Annotated in this window: 19 protein-coding genes; 9 read left to right on the top strand and 10 right to left on the bottom strand. The window is 62.8% G+C overall.

All coding sequences use genetic code 11. From position 1 onward, the window contains the following. Nucleotides 1–26: 26 nt before the first annotated feature. Nucleotides 27–491, bottom strand: a complete 465-nt coding sequence (locus HU144_RS02120; RefSeq protein WP_235349931.1) for a hypothetical protein — start codon at nt 489–491, stop codon at nt 27–29. After that, the gene (locus HU144_RS02115) at nt 488–1,528 is read right to left on the bottom strand and encodes a DUF2891 family protein (RefSeq protein WP_235349930.1); all 1,041 of its coding nucleotides are present in this window, start codon (nt 1,526–1,528) and stop codon (nt 488–490) included. Before HU144_RS02115 ends, HU144_RS02120 begins: the two co-directional genes overlap by 4 nt. Before the next feature lie 125 nt (nt 1,529–1,653). Here HU144_RS02115 and HU144_RS02110 point away from each other — a divergent pair, with 125 nt between their 5' ends. Further along, complete coding sequence (locus tag HU144_RS02110; RefSeq protein ID WP_235349929.1) at nt 1,654–1,977, top strand: CHY zinc finger protein; 324 nt, start codon at nt 1,654–1,656, stop codon at nt 1,975–1,977. Between the two features lie 27 nt (nt 1,978–2,004). On the opposite strand, the gene HU144_RS02105 is transcribed toward HU144_RS02110, so the two are convergent. Beyond that, on the bottom strand, nt 2,005–2,469 hold the full coding sequence (locus tag HU144_RS02105) for a VOC family protein (protein ID WP_235349928.1): 465 nt from the start codon (nt 2,467–2,469) through the stop codon (nt 2,005–2,007). A gap of 126 nt (nt 2,470–2,595) precedes the next feature. Here HU144_RS02105 and HU144_RS02100 point away from each other — a divergent pair, with 126 nt between their 5' ends. The 4 genes from HU144_RS02100 (at nt 2,596) to HU144_RS02085 (ending at nt 5,958) form a co-directional block, all read left to right on the top strand. Next, complete coding sequence (locus HU144_RS02100; protein WP_235349927.1) at nt 2,596–3,576, top strand: helix-turn-helix transcriptional regulator; 981 nt, start codon at nt 2,596–2,598, stop codon at nt 3,574–3,576. Continuing rightward, nucleotides 3,573–4,154 (top strand): YdeI/OmpD-associated family protein, encoded by a 582-nt coding sequence (locus HU144_RS02095; RefSeq protein ID WP_235349926.1) that lies wholly within the window; start codon nt 3,573–3,575, stop codon nt 4,152–4,154. Before HU144_RS02100 ends, HU144_RS02095 begins: the two co-directional genes overlap by 4 nt. Before the next feature lie 101 nt (nt 4,155–4,255). Continuing rightward, nucleotides 4,256–5,218, top strand: a complete 963-nt coding sequence (locus HU144_RS02090; RefSeq protein ID WP_235349925.1) for a cation diffusion facilitator family transporter — start codon at nt 4,256–4,258, stop codon at nt 5,216–5,218. After that, the gene (locus tag HU144_RS02085) at nt 5,215–5,958 is read left to right on the top strand and encodes a VOC family protein (protein ID WP_235349924.1); all 744 of its coding nucleotides are present in this window, start codon (nt 5,215–5,217) and stop codon (nt 5,956–5,958) included. Before HU144_RS02090 ends, HU144_RS02085 begins: the two co-directional genes overlap by 4 nt. A 67-nt stretch (nt 5,959–6,025) precedes the next feature. On the opposite strand, the gene HU144_RS02080 is transcribed toward HU144_RS02085, so the two are convergent. After that, nucleotides 6,026–7,105: an NAD/NADP octopine/nopaline dehydrogenase family protein gene (locus HU144_RS02080; protein WP_235349923.1), complete on the bottom strand. Its 1,080-nt coding sequence runs from the start codon at nt 7,103–7,105 to the stop codon at nt 6,026–6,028. Between the two features lie 47 nt (nt 7,106–7,152). Then, the gene (locus tag HU144_RS02075; RefSeq protein ID WP_235349922.1) at nt 7,153–8,730 is read right to left on the bottom strand and encodes an AbgT family transporter; all 1,578 of its coding nucleotides are present in this window, start codon (nt 8,728–8,730) and stop codon (nt 7,153–7,155) included. Nucleotides 8,731–8,920: 190 nt separating this feature from the next. On the opposite strand from HU144_RS02075, the gene HU144_RS02070 reads away from it, so the two are divergent. Beyond that, on the top strand, nt 8,921–9,583 hold the full coding sequence (locus tag HU144_RS02070; RefSeq protein ID WP_235349921.1) for a GntR family transcriptional regulator: 663 nt from the start codon (nt 8,921–8,923) through the stop codon (nt 9,581–9,583). A gap of 21 nt (nt 9,584–9,604) precedes the next feature. Here HU144_RS02070 and HU144_RS02065 read toward each other — a convergent pair whose 3' ends face one another. Then, nucleotides 9,605–10,384, bottom strand: coding sequence for an SDR family NAD(P)-dependent oxidoreductase (locus HU144_RS02065; protein WP_235349920.1), 780 nt, complete (start codon nt 10,382–10,384; stop codon nt 9,605–9,607). A 74-nt stretch (nt 10,385–10,458) separates the two neighbouring features. Here HU144_RS02065 and HU144_RS02060 point away from each other — a divergent pair, with 74 nt between their 5' ends. Beyond that, nucleotides 10,459–11,409, top strand: coding sequence for an AraC family transcriptional regulator (locus HU144_RS02060; RefSeq protein WP_235349919.1), 951 nt, complete (start codon nt 10,459–10,461; stop codon nt 11,407–11,409). 7 nt (nt 11,410–11,416) lie between these two features. Here the strand turns inward: HU144_RS02060 and HU144_RS02055 are convergent, their stop codons facing one another. Continuing rightward, nucleotides 11,417–12,004, bottom strand: a complete 588-nt coding sequence (locus tag HU144_RS02055) for a TetR/AcrR family transcriptional regulator (protein WP_235349918.1) — start codon at nt 12,002–12,004, stop codon at nt 11,417–11,419. 95 nt (nt 12,005–12,099) lie between these two features. On the opposite strand from HU144_RS02055, the gene HU144_RS02050 reads away from it, so the two are divergent. Continuing rightward, nucleotides 12,100–13,137 (top strand): NAD(P)-dependent alcohol dehydrogenase, encoded by a 1,038-nt coding sequence (locus HU144_RS02050; protein ID WP_235349917.1) that lies wholly within the window; start codon nt 12,100–12,102, stop codon nt 13,135–13,137. Nucleotides 13,138–13,363: 226 nt separating this feature from the next. On the opposite strand, the gene HU144_RS02045 is transcribed toward HU144_RS02050, so the two are convergent. Beyond that, the gene (locus HU144_RS02045; RefSeq protein WP_235349916.1) at nt 13,364–16,306 is read right to left on the bottom strand and encodes an FAD-binding and (Fe-S)-binding domain-containing protein; all 2,943 of its coding nucleotides are present in this window, start codon (nt 16,304–16,306) and stop codon (nt 13,364–13,366) included. Between the two features lie 62 nt (nt 16,307–16,368). Further along, nucleotides 16,369–17,532: a pyridoxal-phosphate-dependent aminotransferase family protein gene (locus HU144_RS02040; protein ID WP_235352634.1), complete on the bottom strand. Its 1,164-nt coding sequence runs from the start codon at nt 17,530–17,532 to the stop codon at nt 16,369–16,371. A gap of 298 nt (nt 17,533–17,830) precedes the next feature. On the opposite strand from HU144_RS02040, the gene HU144_RS02035 reads away from it, so the two are divergent. After that, on the top strand, nt 17,831–19,288 hold the full coding sequence (locus HU144_RS02035; protein ID WP_235349915.1) for an SLC13 family permease: 1,458 nt from the start codon (nt 17,831–17,833) through the stop codon (nt 19,286–19,288). Here HU144_RS02035 and HU144_RS02030 read toward each other — a convergent pair. Then, nucleotides 19,285–20,493: a Fic family protein gene (locus HU144_RS02030; RefSeq protein ID WP_235349914.1), complete on the bottom strand. Its 1,209-nt coding sequence runs from the start codon at nt 20,491–20,493 to the stop codon at nt 19,285–19,287. The two genes, HU144_RS02035 and HU144_RS02030, sit on opposite strands and share 4 nt — an antisense overlap. Nucleotides 20,494–20,553: the final 60 nt, after the last annotated feature.

The raw sequence follows: 20,553 nt of genomic DNA, 5'->3' as shown, positions 1-20,553 counted from the left end.
GTAGACCTCGGGATGAGCCGACTTCGCTAGTTCGAGAGGAGCTCGTGCAAAGCGGGCGAGAACTCGGTGAGCAAGGGGAGCGCTTTCAGCGCGCCGGGGGAGGCGGTCAGCCCCATGGCCGCGAGCAAGCGTGAGTATTCGTGCCAGGACCGCTCTTCTCCGTCATCTTCGACTTCGCCCTCATCCGGCAGAAGCGCCATGTTGATGTTATGAAGGGCACCGGACTCAGTCAGCGAATCTTCGTTATGCCACGAGATGGTGACCCCTCGGTCCCAACGAAGAGAGAGTCGCGACCCGTCTGCCAGCTCGACGAACTCGTCCGCGTCTATCGTCAGCATCGAGCGATCTTCGCCATCATCCGACGCTTCACCCGGGAAGCACCATGCTCCCACGGCCGCTACCTGTTGCTGGGGGACGGGGCTGGGCTGGGCCCAGATCGCTTCACGGATTGGAAGGTCGATCGGCGGGTAAGAGAATTCAGGGTTCGTCATTTCACCCGCAGCTCCAGTGCCTCCCACGCAAACGTCGCGACCCAGTGGGACGCCATATATTCGTCGGAGACGGCAGCTTCGAGACCGGGGGCCATGAGGTGGTCGACCGTTGTGAGGAATCCCCTCGCATGGTCAGCAACTTCGTGATTGCCCGAGTACTCGGCGGATGAGAGCAACGTGGGTGCCAGACGCATCAGCGAGGCGGCGACTGACAGCCCCAGGCCAAAGAGATGGCTCTGATATCCGTCCGTGGGATCGAGGACCTCGACAGGTTTGAGCGCGGGTGATTCCGGCCTCAGTTCCGACAAGAAGTCCGGCAACCAGACGGCGAGCTCCTCCTCGGTCAGGACCTCTGCCATGAGGTCCGCTTCGCACAGGCCGGGGGAGAGGAAGTCCTGGCCGCTGCGCTCCTGACGGAAGTTCCACGCATGATCGTCGGAAAAGCAGCGCCTGGCCGAGGAGGTGATGGCATCGACAACATCGTGTCGCCCCAGGTTGCGGGCGCCGAGGAGGATTCGGCGCAGACCGAACGCCGTATTCGAGTGCAGTCCGTGCCGAACGGGCGCTGCCATCTTCGGCAGCCATGCCACGGTCAGATCGAAGACGGTGTCGGCAAGCACCTCGGCGCCGGGGGCCAGATCCCGCAACCGCGGTTCGGAACTGGCAAGCAGTGCTCGGACGAGCTCGACGGCCCATGCCCACCCATAGGGACGTTCCCACGTGGGATTCTCGCGCAGAAAAGCCGCCTCGGCGCTCAGCTTCTCAGAGCTGAGATGAGCAGTCAGGATATCGAGAGCCTCGTCGCGCCAGGCCGCGGTCCGGGCGGTCTCGGTGCTCAGCAGTGACACGAGCAGGAAGTGCATGTGGACGCTGGAATGCCAGTCGAAGGAGTTCGCGAACGCCGGATTCTTCTCCCGCGGCTCGACGATGTCATCGGCCGAACGCGCGACGTGATGGGCAGCGTAAGGGTAGTCACGGGTGATGTTGGCCAGGGCCACCTGGGCGAACGGGTGGACGAAATCGTCAGGCTGCGGCATAGATCCTCTTCGGCTCGGGGTCCCCACCATACTTTCACGACCGGAGGATTCTCGTCTGTGACTAGCCTGGCCAACCGGCTAGTCTGGACGACGCAGGAACCCCAACGGCGAAAGGCAGGTGTGCGATGGCTCAGTGCCCTCAGGTGTTCGGCAAGACGGTCGACGATCACACCCGATGCGAGCACTATGCGACCGAGCTCGATGTCATCGCCATTCGTTTCGCCTGCTGCGGCCGGTACTATCCGTGCCATCTCTGCCACTCCGAATGCGCCGATCATCCTGCTGAGCAGTGGCCACGAGACAAGTGGGACCAGCCCGCCATCCTCTGCGGAATGTGCTGGACCCAGCTGAGGATCGAGACCTACCGGAACACCGACTCGTGCCCCGAGTGCGCGGCACCGTTCAACCCGCGGTGCGCGGCGCACTCGGAGTACTACTTCGCCGGGTGACAGAGACCGCGTCCTCGCTGGAGGATCTCAGCCCTCGGCCGTTGCCTGCACGTCGAGAACCCAGGTGATGCCGAAACGGTCGGTGAGCATGCCGAACCCGGGGCTCCACTCGGAGGCGGCGAGCGGTTCGATGACGGAGGCTCCCTCGCTCAGCCCCTCCCAATATCTGGCCACCTCGGCGAGATTCTCACCCCGGACGGAGAGGAAGAACGGCTGGTCGGTGATCGTCATCCCTTGTTCACGACGGGTACCCGAGATCGACACCGCCTCGGCGGGAGTGCTTCCGGGGACGTCATAGGCCATGACGTCGAAGCCCTCGGGTGAGGTGAGCCGCCCGAAGACGACCTTCTGCGCATCCGGTGCGGTCTCGGGCATTCCCAGCTGGCCATAGGTCGTGGCATCGGCGTCGCCGCCGAACACCGACTGGTAGAAGTCGAGTGCGGCTCGTGCCGTGCCGGGGAAATTGAGGTGGGTGGTGGTTGTGATGGTCATGATCGGTCCTCTTCTTCGGTTGCCTGCCCTCGGCAGCGCTCCATCGGCGACGGGGCTGCCGCCGGAACCCACTTTCACAGCAGAACAGGACAGCTGCGGTCCTCTATCTGAGAAACAATGGACGCTATGACGGGATCCTCCTCGCGAATGCTGGCGTTGCTGTCCCTGCTCCAAGTCCGACGTGACTGGGCGGGGCATGTCCTCGCCGACCGCCTCGGCGTGACGACGCGGACCGTGCGCCGCGATGTCGACCGGCTGCGGGAACTCGGGTATCGGATCGACGCACTCAAGGGCCCCGACGGCGGATACCGGCTCGAAGCAGGCTCAGAACTGCCGCCCCTGAAGTTCGACGACGAACAGGCTGTGGCCATCACCGTGGCACTTCAGAACGCGCCGTTGGCCGGAGTCGACAACGTCGAAGCCTCCGACCGAGCCCTGGCGACGATTCGGCAGCTGTTGCCCTCCCGGCTGCGGAACAGAATCGATGCCATGAGGTTCTCGACCGTCGCCGGCAGTGAGCGGGTCGTCCCCGAAGTCCTCGAGACGATCAGCGCCGCCGTCAGGGACAGGATGATTCTTCGCTTCGACTACGGAGACAACAGCGAGCCCTCGTCGGCTGCGTCCCGGAAGGTCGAGCCCTACGAGATCGTTGCGCGGCGTCGACACTGGTACCTCATCGCATGGGACCTCGACGTCGACGACTGGCGCATATTCCGCGCCGATCGGATGTCGCCGCGTACGCCGACCGGTCCACGATTTTCTCCTCGCCAGCCTCCGGACGCGGGTCTTCTGGCGATGCTCGAGGCACGATTCAAGGGATCGTCCGGGGACAACGCATGGCCCTGCACCGGAGTCGTCGACGTCGATCTGCCCGCACGCGAGATCCTCCCCTGGATCGGTGACGGGCAACTTCAGGAGCTGAGTGAGCAGACGTGTCGTATCACCGTCGGCTCATGGTCATGGGCCGGACTGCTGGCCTGGGTCCTCCGGTTCGATGCACCGTTTCGCCTCATCGGACCAGGTGAGCTCCTCGCAGAGGCGAGTGTCCAAGAGCAGAGACTTCTCGCGGCCCGACAAGGCGCCGCAGAAGCCGAGGAAAGGCAATGACCATGAACGACTACTCGCAGCAATCGCCGCTCGTTCTCACGGACCTCGACGCGTGGAACGCCTGGCTTCTGGCCAACGAGGACTCCTCGAACGGCGCATGGGTGCTGCTTGCCAAGAAGAACGTCACCACTCCGACATCACTGAACTACCAGGATGCCTTGGCAGAAGCGTTGTGCAGCGGATGGATCGACGGACAGCGACGCAGCTTCGACGAGACGACATTCATCCAACGGTTCACTCCCCGCCGGCCGCGGTCGAATTGGTCGAAGCGCAATGTCGACATCGTCGAGGGACTCGTCGCCGAGGGCAGGCTGCGCGAGCGCGGCGCCGCCGAGGTGGCAGCTGCCAAGGCGGACGGACGCTGGGAGAGCGCGTACCCACGACAGTCAGAGATGACAGTCCCCGATGACCTCCGAGACGCCCTCGCCCGGGTGCCGGCGGCCCAGGCAGCATTCGAGCAGTTCACCCGCTCACAGCGGTTTACGGTGATGCTTCCGATCCTCACCGCCCGCAGCGATCAGGCCAAGGCCCGGATCATTGCGCGACTCGTCGACCGCCTCGGCGAGGGATCGGACTAACAGCGGGAGCGATCGTCGGCCGTAAGCTGGATTCTGATGACCCGCCACGCAGTCGAGGAAGAAGGACCAGCCATGGCCACCACCCCGTTTGGACATCGACGATGAGCGACGACTCGAACGAGAAGAAGGACAACGGCGGCAGCATGCTCACCGTCATCATTGCCTTCTGCGCGAACCTTGCCGTTGCCATCGCCAAGACGGTTGCTGCGGTTCTCACCGGATCGGCTTCCCTTGTGGCCGAGTCGGCCCACTCCTGGGCCGATACCGGCAACCAGATCTTCCTTCTCATCGCCGAACGGCGAGGGAAGAAACCGGCCGATGCCAAGCACCCGACCGGCCCTGGGCGGGAAGCCTACGTGTGGTCCATGTTCGCCGCGTTCGGACTCTTCTCGGTCGGCTCGGCCGTCTCAATCTGGCATGGCATCTCATCGCTCTTCGCCGAAGAGGCTGAGAGCAGCTACCTCGTCGGATACATCGTGCTCGGGGTCTCCTTCCTCTTCGAAGGCACCTCATTCATTCAGTCACTCCGACAGGGCCGAGCTCGCGCCGACAAACTGGATCGAAATACGGTCGAATACGTGATGAACGGTCCGAACCCGACTCTGCGCGCCGTCTTCGCCGAGGATGCCTCGGCCCTCATCGGCATCGTCATCGCGTTCGCCGCCATGCTCACCCACCAGCTCACTGGAATCGCCGCATTCGATGCCATCGGATCAATCCTCGTCGGCATCCTCCTCGGCATCGTCGCGATCGTCCTCATCGACCGCAATCGTCGTTTCCTCGTGGGTGAGACCGTCACCCCGGAGATCCTCGATGACTTCCTGACAGCAATGCTCGAAGTCCCCTCCATCGACAGCGTCAGCTACCTCCACATCGAATACGTCGGCCCAGGGAGCGTCTACCTCGTCGCCGCCGTCGACCTCACCGGTGACGATCGGGAGAGTCAGTTGGCAGACCGTCTGCGCAGGACCGAAGTGGAGATCGAGAAGCTCGAGGCTGTCCAGGAGGTCGTCCTCACGCCTTCCGCGCAGGGACAGGAAAAATTGGAGATCGGGAAGCAATGATGCCCCACGACAGCACCCACGGAATCGGAACTCCGTTCTGGATCGAAACACTCCAACCCGATGTGTCGGAGGCGGTCGAGTTCTACAGTCAGCTTTTCGGATGGACTGTCGAGGGCCTCGGCGAGGATGACAATGTCCACGTGGCGCGGCTAGACGGGCAGAGAGTCGCCGGTATCGTTCAGGCACCAGAGGCAGTTCCTGCCGGGTGGCTGCTCCACGTCCGCGTCGATGACATCGACAGATCGATCGCCGAGGCTGAAGCTGCGGGCGGCAGCTGTCTCCTGCCGTCTCTGGAGCAACGTTCGGGCGGACGAGTCGCGATCCTCGCCGATCCAAGTGGAATCCCCTTCTGCATCAATGATGGCCAGAGCACCGAGGGGGTCGAGGTTGCCGACGAAACCAATACCTGGTCGATGGCCTCGCTGCACACTTCTGACAGCCGGTCATCGCAGGACTTCTACGGCGCGCTCCTCGGGTGGGAGCTCCACGAGGTGGCGGGAGCACCGTTCTCACGGTGGAGTCTCGACGGGCACACCATCGGTCTGCTCTCCGACGCTGGAGACGCTCCGCCGCATTGGGCCGTCAACATCGCCATCAGTGATGCAGACACCACCGCGGCGCTCGTTGAGTCGCTGGGCGGCACGGTCGTACTGGAGCCCTTCGACACAGAGAGCCACCGGAATGTCGTCATTGCTGACCCTGCCGGTGCCGTTCTGGCTTGCAGTGCCGCTGTCAACTGACAAACGTGTGCAGGGCCAGGCGACTCTGCGTCAGCCCAGCCCCGTCCACGTTTTTGGCCCGAAAGGGTCAGCGCACTCCATTACGGAAGACATCGAGTATGTCGTCCACCTCGGCGTCTGCGAGGCCGAGGGACGCTGCAGTGCGGCCGGTTGCAGAGAAATCGACCCCGCACAGCACACTGCTGATGGAGATGAAGCCATCGGTCAGCGGCATGGGCACACCGATCTGTCGGGCAATAGAACTCCAGATGACCAGGCCGAAGGGAATATCTTCCGTGAAGTACCGATGTGTCAGGGAGTCCGGCTCTGGAAACGCCTGTCGACCGTATCCCTGTACGACTCTGTCGACGAACGAGCCTTCGCTGACTCCATAGGCATCGTCCAGGAACTGCCAGAATCCCGTTGTCTGGGTCTGCAGCACTGTCGACAGCGAAAGTCGTTCCTGATCGAGAGCATCGATGGCTTCGGCGATCCTCGGGGTCACGAGCTCATGCTGTGGCAGACGGTCGGCGTCTTCGACAGTCTTGAAGTTCAGGACTGCCGGTGGAACGTGATAGATCGGATTCGAATTGCTCAGACCGACCGCCAAGCTGTCGGCTGCCGGGCTGTAGTGCTCGCCGAAGAAGGGGACGAGGCGACTGATGACCTGCTGTGTCCTGCTGTTGGGAATGCTCGAAATGCCGATCGAGTCCTTCACCGCGCCGACGTAGACCTTAGCGGGCTCCTTGAGTCGGCACGTGTATAGGCTGGTCGCGCTCTCCGCAATGAGGCATGGTTGCCGGTCGAGCAGCGCGAAGTGACGGGACAGCTCCACGCCGCTGCCCAGAACTGTGGGCTGGAAGACGACGAGTTGATCGGGTTCCAGGGTGGAAGCGAGCGACTCGGAGAGACTCGGGTGTGCGAACGCGGGTGCCGCGACCACAACCACATCTGCGCTCTCCGTGGCTATGCCTATGTCAGTGGTGAGCAGGTCCGGTAGGCCGATCCCGTTGATTTCGCCGAAGAGTTCGATTCCTCCTCGATCCCTGATCGGCTGAAACTCTTTGTCCCAGCGCGAGAACATTCGCACAGAATGTCCCAGCAATGCCATATGCCCGGCGACCGTCTGCCCAACGTTGCCCGCACCGATGACGGTGATTGTTCCCATATGTGTTTCCTTTCGTGAGTCTCAGTTGTCGCGATTGAACGCATCCGTCATCGAACCGGCACTCCTGGCCCCAGTGGGATTCCGATGAGATACCAGATGACGAAGAAGGTGGACCAGACGATGAGCACTGCCAACGCCAGGGGCAGGGTGAAGGAGAGCATGGTCCCGACTCCGGCGCCCTTGCGGAAGTGCTGGACATAGCCGAGAGCGAGGACGAAGTAGCCGTTGAGCGGTGTCAGGCAGTTGGTGACCGAATCGCCGATCATGAACGCGACCATTGCCGATTCCGGCCGCATTCCGATGTACATGACGAGCGGAACTACGACGGGAGCGAGGATCGACCACATTGCGGAGCCGCTGGTGATCAGCATGTTGAGCACGCAGATGGCGAGAACGATGATGAGCAGCAGAACCAGATGCGGAGCGTTGAGCTGTTTGAACAGCGCGGCACCGTTGACGCTGATGACCGACCCGATGTTCGTCCACTCGAAATACGCAAGGAATTGAGAGACGACGAAGAACAGCACGAGTACCGGTGCTAAGGTTCGGATGCCTTCGGCCATTGCCGGAGGAACATCGCCGAGGTTGGGGATCGATCGTGTGATTCGCCCGTACACGATGCCGAGCAGGGCGAAGACCAGCGAAATGAAGATGGCGATGTTCTTGAGTACGGGCGACTGAATGATGCTCCCGCCTTCTCCGCGAAACGGTGAGCCCGGCATGAGCATCAGCGCGATCCCGGCCGCTGCGACGACGAAGACGACAGCGGACACGATGAGGCCGCGACGTTCCTCGGTACTCAGCTCGACGGACTGATGGTTCGTGGACTCTGTATTGAACAGTCTGTCCGAGACCCGGAAGTCAGTTGAGAGACGTTCGGGTGAGAATTCAGGACGGCGACTGAGCACTTTGTCGACGACCACCGCGATGGTGATCGACAGCACCACTGACGACGCGGCCGTGAAGAAGTAGGTGGCGAACGGCGTGACGACATAGTCCTTGTCGACGATGTGGGACGCCGCCATCGACAGTGAAGCGCGAATGGCGTCTGAGGGTGTGACGAGCGGACTCGCATTGAATCCGACGGCTGTTGCCGCATAGGCGACCATGAGACCGAGCAACGGACTCCGTCCGGCAGCACGGAAGGCCAGGGCACCCAATGGGATCATCACGAGGTACGCAGAATCCGACATGACGTGCGCAATCATCGAGGCGAAGGCGATCGAGAAGGTCAGCCAAGCTTTCGGAAGCCTGCCCACTGTCACCCGCAGCAGAGCAGTCAGCAAGCCGCTGCGCTCTGCAACGCTGACGCCGAGCAACACGACGACGATCATGGCCAAGGGCGGGAACGTCGCGTAGTTCGTCAGGGCGTTCTCGATGGCGAAGAGTGCTCCATCGATTGAGAAGAGGTTGTTGACCGCGACTGTCGCTCCGTCAGCGGGCAGAGTCACCGACACTCCGAGTCCTGCCAGGATCGCACTCGTCGTTCCGAGCACCAGGCAGAGAATGACGAACAGCCAGAACGGATGTGGAAGCTTGTTTCCTGCCCGCTCGATCGAAGTCAGAACGCGATAGAAGCGATTGTCTGGGTTGGCAACCGCGTGGTCTTCCGTGGTGGTTGTCATTCGATGCCTTTCAGGTGAGGCGATGTGCACTTCATTGTGTGAGGCCCTCTCAGGCGCAATATCAGTACCGTGTATCCGTAAAGTATCCGACTGATATATAACAAGGATGCTAGAGTGGCACCGATCGGAAGTCAACTCGTTCTTCGACTGAGGCTTGGCTCAGCACAGTGATCTGAAAGGTTGTTCGGCGGTGACAAAGACTTCAATGGCCGACCAGGCCTACGCGCAGTTGAAGAGAGACATCGTGAAAACGACACTGCGTCCTGGCACCATGATCTCGGATTCGGCGATCGCCGAAGAATACGAGATGAGTCGCACCCCGGTTCGGGAAGCGATCAACAGCCTGCGTCGCGAGGGTCTAGTCGTGGTCATGCCTCGACGGGGCACGTTCGTCAAGCCGATCGATTTCAGCGAGATTCAGGATCTCTACGCCCTGCGCAAGATGGTCGAACCGGAAGCGGCCGTTCTTGCTGCAGAGCGTGCCTCGTCGGCAGAACTCGAACATCTGGCGGAGTTGAGCGATCTGAGCACCGATCCTTCCGTCGAGAAGCACGTCCTCAACGAGCGCAACGGGCAGCTCCACGTCCGGATCGCCGAACTGTCCGGTGTTCCTGTGCTTGCGAAAACCGTGCGCTCGATCCATGAGGAGATCGAACGCTGTCTCAACCTGCGCAAGGAGCTGGGGCGACCCTACAAAGCGGTCAATCACGGCCGCTTGGTCGACGCCATCGAAGGCCGTGATCCCGACGTCATCCGCGATACCGCTTTGCAGGGCATCGAGCGTGCACGGTCACATATGATGACAGTTCTCACCAGTCACTCGGGCTCTGCTTCAGCCCTGTATCAGGAGTGATGGCAGGCGTTCGGCTGCCATTCACCACGGCACTGTTCCTTCGTCGCTGGTGAAGGTTCCCGTCGGGCCCTCGGGCCCATGCAGCGCCACGGTGACGATATGGGCCGCACCCTGTTCGACGGTCTTCGTTCCCTGGAAATCATTGAGTGCCGTCGACGTCATTCCCGGATCGACGGTGTTGACCGGAATTCCCTCGGGTTCGAGTGCTGTGGCGAAGGCCAGGGATACCGCGTGTAGGGCGGCCTTGGTTACGGAGTAGAGGCCGAACATCCGCCGATGCGGGTTCTCCGGATCGGCATTCGCCGCCAGCGAGCCACCGCCGCTTCCGACGTTGACCACACGCGCCCCAGGTGTGGCGCGCAGCAGTGGAAGAAGAGCTTGTGTCAGCGCGATGACTCCGAAGACATTGATCTCGTACATGTCCCGCACTGTCTCAAGCGGCGCATTGGTCAGAAGTCCGGAGCGGGCTCTCTCAGGCAGCGGTGTGCTGCGATCTCCGAGGAACGACACTCCAGCATTGTTGACCAGCAGATCGAGGCGGCCGAACTTCTCCTGGATGGCAGCTGCGGCCGCAGCGATGGAAGCATCGTCGGTGACATTGAGCTGCAGGGCGATGGTGCCGGCGCCGATCTCAGCAGCGGCCTCGCGCCCGCTCGCCTCATTACGGGACCCGAGGAGGACGGTGAAGCCAGCGGCGGCCAGGTCCTTGGCGACCTGGAGGCCGATTCCTCTGTTCGCACCGCTGATGAGGGCAACTGGAGTGGATTGGGTCGGTGATGTGTCAGTGGTCTCTTTATTCATGTCTTCTACTCTGCCGCCTTCAGTCCGTACGAAGAATAATGCAGAGTCCTTAAACCATGCTCTATAGTTCAAGCATGACCCTCGATCATCTCTCAGAAGTGCTTGACCTCATCTCGGTGCGCGGTGTCGTCTCCGGCGGTGCTGTCGTCAGCGGACGGTGGTCGGCCGAGTCGCCCGTCGACGAGGAGCTGAAATTCTGCGCGATCGTCCGCGGCCAAGCCAGGCTGATGACCGACGGCATCGAGGATCCGATCACATTGGTCGAGGGCGAGGTGGCGATTCTCAATGCTCGGTCATGGCTGTCCCTGCAGGGGGGCGTCGGCGAAGGGGTGTTGACGGATGTGCAGCAGCCCGCAAACGGCGAGACCACTCGCCTCGACGCCTCTGATCCTGAGAACTCGGATATCTTCATCGGCGGCCGCATCGACCTCGATGCCGCGGGACACGAACTTCTGCTCGATGCACTGCCTAAGGTGGCCCACATTCGTGCTTCGTCGTCGTCCTCGGTCCGCGTACGGAGCACCGTCGATCGCCTCTTCGACGAAATCACCTCGGCGAGACCCGGCGCGGACTTCGCTGTGCGTGAGTACAGCCAACTGCTCATCCTTGACGTATTGCGGGCGTTTTCCGATCAGGCCGTCGTCCCGTCGGGGTGGCTGAGGCTGCTGGGCGACGAACGGCTCAAGCCTGCTCTCGACCTCATCCACGAACGACCCGAGGTGGCCTGGGGGCTCAATGACCTCGCCCGAGCCTCGGCGATGTCGCGCACTGCGTTCGCCGTTCGCTTCCGCGAGGTCGCCGGCATGCCGCCGCTGACATACCTCGTGCGGTGGCGGATGCTCTTGGCCAAGCGCGAACTGCGCTCGGCCGACTCGCGAATGCGATTGCTCGCCCTCAAGCTCGGGTACTCTTCGGGGAGCTCATTCAGCTCCGCGTTCAAGCGCAGCGTCGGAGAATCTCCGCACAGGTATCGGACGCGCATGCTGGCGCAGTCGGCACCGACGGGGACTGCCGCCCACGTCTGACCATGCGTCAGTGGGGTTGCACGGCCTGGGTAACGCACTCGCGCAGCAGCCTCCGACGGGAGGAGTGCACCTCCGCGGGTTCACTGCTGTCGGCGGCGTAGACGTTGCTCACCGGTGACCACGCCATGGACATCGCGATGACCATTGCCATGATGTCGAACGGATCGCCATCCCGGACCTGCCCGGCCTTCTGAGCAGCGGTGATGGCCGACAGCTTGTGGTCATCGTAATCATCGTGGACTTCGGTGAGGTGGCCCGTGGGCCGACGCTCCAGCCGTGTCCATGTTGCCAGGCGGATGAGGTCAGGGCGGCGGAGGTACTCGTCGTAGAGTCGCACGGCCCAATCGGCAAGATCTTCGGCATCGATGGGCACAGTATTGGTGATGCTGTCGAGCGAGTCGAGGAAGATCGCGTCGAAGAGTTGCCCCTTGTCGCCGAAGTAGGAGTAGAGCTGAGCCTTGTTCGTCCGTGCGGCCGACACGATTCGATCGACACGTGCGCCGGCGATCCCGTGCTGGGCGAATTCCTCGGTGGCTGCGTCAAGGATGCGCTGGTAGGTCGCGGCTCCACGGGCGGTCTGAGGTTGTTCAGGCATTCCACCACAATATCAAACAGACTGGTTTGTTTGTTTACCGGGGAGATCGGTACTACTCTGAATAGACCGAATAGTCTGTTTTGAGGAAGTGTGTGATGCGAACGACCACTGGTTGGAAGGCGATCGGCTCGGACAGGCTGAGATCAGCGTTGCTGGAGCGGCGCGAACTGCGACCAGAAGACATCGCGGTGAGAGTCGACTACTGCGGGGTGTGCCACAGCGACCTGCAGGCACTGCATACCCATGACGGGCGTTCGCCCCTGGTGCCTGGTCACGAATTCACGGGCGTCGTCAGCGCGGTCGGGGAGGACGTGACCGTCTTCCACGTGGGAGAAAGCGTCGCAGTGGGCAACATCGTTGATTCCTGCGGACAATGCACAATGTGCCGTGCTGGTCAGGAGAACTTCTGCCACGAATTTCCCACCCTGACCTACGGCGGCGCAGATCGTGAAGACGGGTCGATGACTCTGGGTGGATTCTCACGGGAGTACGTCGTCCGTGCGGACTTCGCCTACCGGCTGCCCGAGGGGCTCGATCCTGCGGCGGCCGCTCCGCTGATGTGCGCGGGCATCACCGTCTGGGAACCCATGCGAGGGCTCGGACCCGGCTCGAACGTCGCCGTGGTCGGGCTCGGAGGCCTCGGCCATCTCGCAGTCAAGCTCGCAGTCGCGCTTGGCGCCACCGCGACCGTGATCAGCCGCACCTCGGACAAGGCCGACGACGCCCACCGCCTCGGCGCGCATGGATTCATCGTCTCCACCGACCCCGAGCAGATGGCCGAGGCCCGCGAAAGCTTCGATCTCGTCATCGACACCGCCTCGGCGCCACACGAGGTCGCGCCTTACCTCCGGCTGGTCGGTTTGGACGGCACACTCAGCGTCCTCGGTTACCTGGGTGCGATCACCGTGGAGGTCACCGATCTGCTCATCGGGCGGAAGAGGCTTACTTCCGCCGGCAGCGGGGGCCGACCCGCGACCGCGGAGCTGCTGCAGTTCTGTGCTGACAATGCAGTCTTACCCGACGTCGAGGTGCTGCCCTCGTCGGAGATCAACACGGCGCTCGATCGCCTCGCAAAGAACGACGTGCGCTACCGGTTCGTCCTCGACATGTCCGATCTGGATGAGGCCAACTGACATTGGCTGGCTCCGTTCAGAACAGGCGCTGACCGGTCCTCGCCTCGATCGCGACAACCTCCTCCAAGGAGCATTCCGGTCGGAGCGGTGCCACTTCTGCCAGGCCACGATTGCGCTAACGTGTATCGTCACCGGGCTCGCGCCTCCAGCAACCCGAGCGTCCTCCGCAGTCACCGTTTGGCCCGGGGTCACCGAAGGGATTCAGGGCCACCTCCCGATCAATGTCTCAGGCGTCGACCGGCTCCGGCAGTCTCGTGGCGCGAGCGGAATGTTCCTCACCGTCGACTGCGCCCAGCAGCAGCTGGGGCAGCGTGACTCCATCCACGTCGGCCAGATCGTTCGCCTGTGTCCGGCACGAGTAGCCGTCGGCGAGGAAGATGGAGTCTTGCGGTGCATCCCGCAGGGCGGGAAGCAGAGCGTTCTCGGCCACGGCGACCGAGGTCTCGTAATGACCGGCCTCCATGCCGAAGTTTCCGGCGAGACCGCAGCAGCCGGCCAACTCACGCACGCTCGCTCCGGTGCGCTCCAACAGCGCCCGGTCTGCCGCAAATCCCATGACCGAGTGCTGATGACAGTGCGGTTGGACGACGACGGTGCGGCCACTCAGGTCGGGCACGTCGAGATCGGTGTCAACGAGCACCTCGGCGAGGGTGGACGTCCTGGAGGCAATGAGGCCGGCACGAACATCATCGGGGAACAGATCCTTCAGGTCGCTGCGCAGAACAGCTGTGCAGCTCGGTTCGATGCCGACGATGGGGATGCCCTTGCGTGCATACGGTGCGAGCACATCCATGGTGGTACTCAGCCTGTCTCGCGCGGCGTCGAGTTGCCCGGTGGAGATCAGGGTCAGGCCACAGCACGCCTGCGATGGCGGGAGGAGGATCTCGAAGCCGGCGGACTCCAGCAGCCGCACGGTGGCGCGAGCGCCGGCATCGGAGAGATATTCGGAGAAGGAGTCTGCCCACAGCAGCACCTGCGGTCGCCCTCCGCGCGCCGATCCGCTGCTCACGTATTCATCCTCGACCAGAGCGTCACGGGACTGTGCCGCGTCACGGGACAGCGTCGCAGCGTCGCGTGCCTCGGCCGGTGTGACCTTGCGCCTGGCCCAGCGGGAGAACCGCTGCTCGTTGAAACGGACCATTCCCCGCCGGGCGTCCATGCCGCCACCGGCCAGGACGAGTTTCGCCAGAGGTCGGAATGACAGGGCCGCATTCGCGATCGCGCTCACCCCGGGGACCGCGGTGAGCAACCGGCCCCAGGTGGGCAGCCAGCCCAGCGAATAGTGGGACATCGGGCGGACTTTGCCCCGGTAGGTGCGGTGGAGGGCCTCGGACTTGTACTGTGCCATGTCGACTCCGGCGGGGCAGTCGGTGGAACAGGCCTTGCAGCTCAAGCACAGATCGAGGGATTCATGCACCTCGGCGCTGTCCCAGGAGTCGAATAGGCCGCCGTTGGTGACTTCTTGGAGTACGCGGGCACGGCCGCGGGTGCTGTCCTTCTCGTCCTTCGTCGCGAGGTAAGACGGGCACATGAACCCGCCGGAGCCGCTGGTGTCCGCGCGGCACTTACCCACGCCCACGCACCGGTGCACGGCGTTGGTGAAGCTGCCCTTGTCGTGGGAGAAGGAGAACCCGCCGGCCGTGCCGATCGAGATCGCCTGCGGCCGGCGCAGGTCGGTGGTGATCGGCAGAGGGTCGACGATGATGCCGGGGTTGAGGAGGTTGTCGGGGTCGAGGAGGCGCTTGACCTTCTCCATGGCAGTAATCGCCTCGGGCGAGTGTTGGAGGCTCAGCAGTTCCGAACGGGCACGACCGTCACCGTGTTCACCGGAGGCCGATCCGCCGTACTTTGTGACGAGGCGTCCGGCATCCATGACGAAGTCGCGGAATATGTCAGTGCCGCCGGGTTGGTCGAAGGGGAAGTCGGTGCGCATGTGCACGCAGCCATCGCCGAAGTGGCCGTAGGGAAGCCCGACCACCCCGTAGCTGTTCATCAGCTCGTCCTGCTCGCGCAGATAGTCTCCGAGCACGTCGGGTGGGACGGCGGCATCTTCCCAGCCTGTCCAGGCGGGGTCGCCGGCCTCGGTGCGTCCGGCGAGTCCGCCGGCGTCGGCGCGGATTCCCCACAGCGTGCTGGCCTCAGGTCCGGCCGGGATGATGCGGTAGTGATCGGTGCCGGAATCGTCGGCGATGAGCTGGGCGTTGGCGACGGCTTCTTCCGCCGAGGCGCCGGCGACCTCGATGAGCAGCCACCCGTTTCCTGCCGGGAGTTCGGGGACCGCATCCTTGCCTTTGGCCGCCCGGACCATGTCCATGAGGCGGGAGTCGATGCCCTCGACGGCGAGCGGACCGTGGGGCAGCACACGGGGGACCGCGTCGGCGGCCTCGAACATGTTCGGGTAGCCCAGGGCCAGCACCGTTGGGGAGTTGGGCAGGTCGCCGAGGTTGACGACCGCCTCGGTGATCGTCGTCAGGGTTCCTTCGCTGCCGACGAGGAACTTCGCGAGGTTGGGGCCGTTCTCCGGCAGGAGATGCTGGAGGGCATAGGCGGAGGCCTGCCGACTGAAACGGCCGAATTCGGTCCGGATGACGGCCAGATGCGCCGCCGCCACCTCGGCGAGGCCCGGGACCGCGTCGAGCCCGGCACCGGCGTGGAAATTGTGGCCGGTGCCGTCGATGACGGTCATCTCCACCGTGTTATTGACCGTGCGCCCGGCAGAGATCGCGTGCGGTCCGCATGAGTTGTTGCCGATCATGCCGGCGATCGTTGCCCTGTTCTTCGTCGACGGATCGGGTCCGAACGTCAGCCCGTGGGGTTTGCCCGCCTTCTGCAGATCGCTCATGATCACCCCTGGCTCAACGCGGGCGATCTTCTGGACAGGGTCGATGTCGAGGATGCGATTCAGGTGTCGGGAGAAATCGATGACGAGGCCGGGCCCGATTGAGTTCCCCGCCTGGGAGGTGCCGCCGCCGCGGGAGGTGATCGGAACCTGGTGCGATCGGGCCACGTCGAGGATCGTCGCGACATCGGTGGTGGTCTTGGGGAAGGCCACCACCTGTGGCACGACGCGGTAGTTCGATGCGTCGACGGCGTATTCGGCTCGTCTGCGCGCTGAGGTGTCGACGGTGCCTGCGATGCCGGCCGTGAGGTCTGCGATGAACTCACTCATGGCGATGTCACCAACCTGTCGTGTGTGAGGGGCCGTTGCTGCGGCGGCCCGCCTGGTGCTGCCTATTTGTGCTTGAGGATGTCGAGTGCCGCGTCGAGGCCGCCCGGGTCGACCTTGACGCCGGATAGCTGAAGTCCCATCTGAACACCGGCCAGGGTGCCGGCCAGGGTGAGATCGCTGAGATCGCCGAGGTGGCCGATGCGGAAGACCCGTCCCTTGAGTTTGGACAGCCCCGCTCCCAGCGACATATTGAACTTCTCAAGGATGATGGCGCGCAGTTCGTCCGCGTCGTGGCCCTCGGGCATGACGACGGCGGTGAGCACGGGGGAGTGCTCGTTCTCGTTGGTGCACAGGACTTCGAGGCCCCATGCCTCGACGGCGGCGCGGGTCGCCTTGCCGAAGCGGATGTGCCGGGCGAAGACGTTGTCCAGGCCTTCCTCATTGAGGATTCGCAGTGACTCTTTGAGGCCGTAGAGGATGTTTGTGCTCGGCGTATACGGAGTCATCCCGTTCTTGCCGGACTCGAGCATCTCGGTCCAATTCCACACCGACTTCGGCAGAGTGGACTGCTGGTGTGCGGCCAGTGCCTTATCGCTGATGGCATTGAACGACAGGCCGGGTGGCAGCATCAGACCCTTCTGCGATCCCGACACGGTCACGTCGACGCCCCACTCGTCGTGGCGGTAGTCGACCGATCCCAACGAGGAGATCGTATCGACCAGCAGCAGTGCTGGATGCCCGGTTTCGTCGATGGCTTTTCGGATCTCAGGGATGCGACTCGTGACGCCGGTCGAGGTCTCGTTGTGGACGACGCAGATGGCTTTGAACCGGTGGTCGGAGTCGGCTTCGAGAGCTTCACGAATCTTCTCCGGGTCCGCGCCCGTTCGCCAGTCGCCGGTGATCATCGTGGGTTTGAGTCCCCACTTCTCGGCCATGGCCTTCCACAGTGAGGAGAAGTGCCCGGTCTCGCAGCAGAGGATCTCATCACCCGAGTTGAGGGTGTTGACCAGGGCAGCTTCCCATGCGCCGGTGCCGGTCGCGGGGTAGATGACGACCTGATTGGCCGTTCCGAAGATGTCTGCCATCCCGGTCAGCACATGAGAGAAGAGCTCTTTGAAGTCAGGACCACGATGGTCGATGGTGGGCATGGAGATCGCGTGAAGAACGCTGTCGGGAACATTGCTGGGTCCCGGGATCTGCAGGAAATGTCGGCCGCTGTTTGTCATCGTCAAAGAATCCTCCTCGATTCCACGATGCGGTACATCTATTTCATTTGACGCTACCACAGTGAAAGCAATAGCAGAATGCCCTATCTGTATTCCGAAATGAAGGGTGAGTTGTCGTCAGTTCCTATTCTTCGGGAAAGACAGCTGACTATATGGAAAAGGCAGCTGAAGGTCTTGACGGCGAATTGCGTGCCGGGGCAGACTTTCAGGAAAGCGCGGCTAGATTTCCACATTGTGGAATGTTGGGGCGGCAAAGGAGTCGCTTCCGACTGATCAACACATCGCATGGGAGCGAATTGTGTCTCTGGAAATAGCGTCAATCCTCGTCCTCGTGGCCTTGTTCGTCATCGCCACCTTCGTCTCAGTTCACATGGGTGCACTCGCCCTCATGGCAACCTTCCTCTTCGGGACCTTGGTTCTCGGAGAGGATGTCGACACCCTCTTATCGGGATTCCCTGCGGATCTCTTCCTCATCCTCGTGGGGGTGACGTATCTCTTCGCCCTGGCGAAGGACAATGGGACTGTCGACTGGCTCGTCCATGTCCTCGTCAAGGCCGTGGGCGGACGAATAGCCCTCATTCCTTGGGTGTTCTTCGTCGTCACAGCTCTGCTCTCGGGCTTCGGCTCCGTGGTTCCCGCAGCGATCGCGATCATCGCGCCCATGGGGATGGGATTTGCCAAACGGTACGGCATCAGGCCGCTGCTCATGGGCCTCATGGTCATCAACGGCGCGACCGCCGGTGGATTCTCGCCACTGAGCATCTTCGGCACCATCACCAACCAGGTCGTCGAACGCAACGATCTCCCCGGCTCTCCGATGCTGCTGTTCTTCGCGTCCCTGGTCTTCAACTTCTTCCTCGGCCTCATCTGCTACTTCCTCTTCGGGGGACGGGAGCTGCTGGGCAAGCGCGACACCGGCCATGGGCTGGAAGGTAAGAATGCTGCGGACGCCGAGGCTGTTGGCGTCGATTCCACGGGAGGCGATGCGACTCCTGGAGATGGCGTCGCACCCAGTGGAGCGGCCGCACCCGGTGGAGCCTCAACAGGAGGTGAGGTGGCACCGAGTTCGTATCACGATCCCGATCGCAGGGCTGCTCGCCGATCGCTGCAGACCACAATGGTCAAGGACACCGACGACAACGCGCAGGTCACGACCCTGGATCGTACCCGGGTCATCACGCTCATCGGACTCATCGTTCTCGCGGTCATGGTCGTCCCACCGCTCAACCAGGATGTGGGCTTCACTGCAATCAGCATCGCCGTCGTCATCTCGCTCTTCTCGCCCAAGGTCAGCAAAGGCGCAGTGAGTAAGATCGCGTGGCCGACAGTGCTGCTCATCTGCGGCATCGTCACCTATGTCGAACTCATGCAGCGTCTGGGCACGATCGACTGGCTGGGCACTCAGGTCGCCGGCATGGGCGCACCACTCTTTGCCGCGCTCATCATCTGCTTCATCGGCGCTGTGGTCTCGGCATTCGCCTCGACGACCGGCATCCTCGGCGCACTCATTCCTTTGGCCGTCCCGTTCCTGCTCACCGGCAGTGTGGGGGAGATCGGAATGATCATCGCCCTGGCGATCTCATCGTCGGTCGTCGACTCGAGTCCGTTCTCCACCTCGGGCGCACTTGTCGTCGCGAACTCCCCGGAGGATCAGCGCGACCGCGTCTTCAAGCAGCTCATGGTCTGGGGCTTCTCAATGGTCGTCATCGCCCCGATCGTCACCTGGCTCATCTTCGTCGTCCCCGGTTGGGGCTAACCTTTCCGGTCCCGGTGACTCGCCTCGGTCAACTCAACATAGGCCAGGTGCTGGTCTGCCGAATAGCAGACGATCTTGCCTTTGTGATTCTTGGTTTTCCTGAGGATCCCTGCCTCGGCGAGCTCGACGAGAGCCCTATGGGCAGCAGCGCGAGAGACTCCGTGCTCGACCGCCGCCGAATCGATGGTGATCACCGGCTCTCGCGCTAAGCAGTCGAGGATTTTGAGGATGACCGAACCGGCCCTCGGGTGGATCGGTGACTTGCCGATTTCGCGGCGGTGCTCGGCGAGATCGAGGCGAACTGTCTGATCCAGCGCTTCGATGTCTTCGGCCAGGAGGACAGCGCTTGCGGCGGCCGCTTCGACCGCCTCGGCGAAGGAGATGACCCACTGATCAAGGTCGGCTGGGTCTTTGCGATACGCGTTCAGGCCACCGATATAGGCGTTCGTGTTGGCCGCGAAGACCGTGCTGATCGGCACGAGCACAGTACGGAGTGCATCGGAACGTTTGAGGACCGTGTGGACGAGCGCTCGCCCAGTTCGGCCGTTCCCGTCGGCGAAGGGATGGATCGTTTCGAACTGAGCATGGGCGATTGCGGCGCGGATGACCGGATTGCCCTCCGTGGCCGTGATGAACGCAGCCAAATTCGCGACGAGCCGTGGAACCTCAGCTGGTGGTGGAGGTACGAACTCTGCGCGCAGCGGGCTGTTGCCCGGGCCGCCCACCCAGTTCTGGGCTTCTCGCAGTCCAAAGGCAAGCCGCGGCTCGATCGAGTGCTGGAGGTCTTCGATGTCCTTGACGCTGATCGCCCGAAGTGGGTCGGCGATCTCGTCGATGGCGTTTTCAGTTGCCCGTACGTTGGCGATGACATCTAGGGCCACACGATCGCCGTACTTCAGACGCTCAGCGATAGCCAGTTTCTTCGGACTGAGTCGATTGCCCTCGATCCACGAGGAGGAGATGCTTTCGGACCGGATAAGCAGATGGTTGAGGTAGGTGCTGCCCGACGAACTGATCCGCTCGTCGAGTCGAGCGAGGACGACCGCCGCTTCCTCGGCTGCATACTGTGCTTTGGCGCCGAGTTCTGGGAGCGTGATGGCAAGCTCATCGGGCAGATATGCGCGGTATGTACCTGAGGCTCTGTTCTTCTTGCTCAGCCCGGCTGGGTTCGGAGGAGTCCATCGGAGTTCGACGGTGTAGGGCATGGGGCGACCTCCTCTCGGGATGGGCCGTAAGTGTGAACACTTCGCTTCAATATTTACTTT

It is taken from the genome of Brevibacterium sp. UCMA 11752 (assembly GCF_021532235.1).
GTDB lineage: Bacteria > Actinomycetota > Actinomycetes > Actinomycetales > Brevibacteriaceae > Brevibacterium > Brevibacterium antiquum.
Note: the sequence above shows the minus strand (reverse complement) of the source record. Positions and strands in the feature narration are given on the sequence as shown.

What these genes read in the sequence shown, in the direction of transcription:
- HU144_RS02120 (WP_235349931.1), bottom strand. Translation starts at nt 491, where the DNA reads ATGACGAACCCTGAATTCTCTTACCCGCCGATCGACCTTCCAATCCGT.
- HU144_RS02115 (WP_235349930.1), bottom strand. Translation starts at nt 1,528, where the DNA reads ATGCCGCAGCCTGACGATTTCGTCCACCCGTTCGCCCAGGTGGCCCTG.
- HU144_RS02110 (WP_235349929.1), top strand. Translation starts at nt 1,654, where the DNA reads ATGGCTCAGTGCCCTCAGGTGTTCGGCAAGACGGTCGACGATCACACC.
- HU144_RS02105 (WP_235349928.1), bottom strand. Translation starts at nt 2,469, where the DNA reads ATGACCATCACAACCACCACCCACCTCAATTTCCCCGGCACGGCACGA.
- HU144_RS02100 (WP_235349927.1), top strand. Translation starts at nt 2,596, where the DNA reads ATGACGGGATCCTCCTCGCGAATGCTGGCGTTGCTGTCCCTGCTCCAA.
- HU144_RS02095 (WP_235349926.1), top strand. Translation starts at nt 3,573, where the DNA reads ATGACCATGAACGACTACTCGCAGCAATCGCCGCTCGTTCTCACGGAC.
- HU144_RS02090 (WP_235349925.1), top strand. Translation starts at nt 4,256, where the DNA reads ATGAGCGACGACTCGAACGAGAAGAAGGACAACGGCGGCAGCATGCTC.
- HU144_RS02085 (WP_235349924.1), top strand. Translation starts at nt 5,215, where the DNA reads ATGATGCCCCACGACAGCACCCACGGAATCGGAACTCCGTTCTGGATC.
- HU144_RS02080 (WP_235349923.1), bottom strand. Translation starts at nt 7,105, where the DNA reads ATGGGAACAATCACCGTCATCGGTGCGGGCAACGTTGGGCAGACGGTC.
- HU144_RS02075 (WP_235349922.1), bottom strand. Translation starts at nt 8,730, where the DNA reads ATGACAACCACCACGGAAGACCACGCGGTTGCCAACCCAGACAATCGC.
- HU144_RS02065 (WP_235349920.1), bottom strand. Translation starts at nt 10,384, where the DNA reads ATGAATAAAGAGACCACTGACACATCACCGACCCAATCCACTCCAGTT.
- HU144_RS02060 (WP_235349919.1), top strand. Translation starts at nt 10,459, where the DNA reads ATGACCCTCGATCATCTCTCAGAAGTGCTTGACCTCATCTCGGTGCGC.
- HU144_RS02055 (WP_235349918.1), bottom strand. Translation starts at nt 12,004, where the DNA reads ATGCCTGAACAACCTCAGACCGCCCGTGGAGCCGCGACCTACCAGCGC.
- HU144_RS02050 (WP_235349917.1), top strand. Translation starts at nt 12,100, where the DNA reads ATGCGAACGACCACTGGTTGGAAGGCGATCGGCTCGGACAGGCTGAGA.
- HU144_RS02045 (WP_235349916.1), bottom strand. Translation starts at nt 16,306, where the DNA reads ATGAGTGAGTTCATCGCAGACCTCACGGCCGGCATCGCAGGCACCGTC.
- HU144_RS02040 (WP_235352634.1), bottom strand. Translation starts at nt 17,532, where the DNA reads ATGACAAACAGCGGCCGACATTTCCTGCAGATCCCGGGACCCAGCAAT.
- HU144_RS02030 (WP_235349914.1), bottom strand. Translation starts at nt 20,493, where the DNA reads ATGCCCTACACCGTCGAACTCCGATGGACTCCTCCGAACCCAGCCGGG.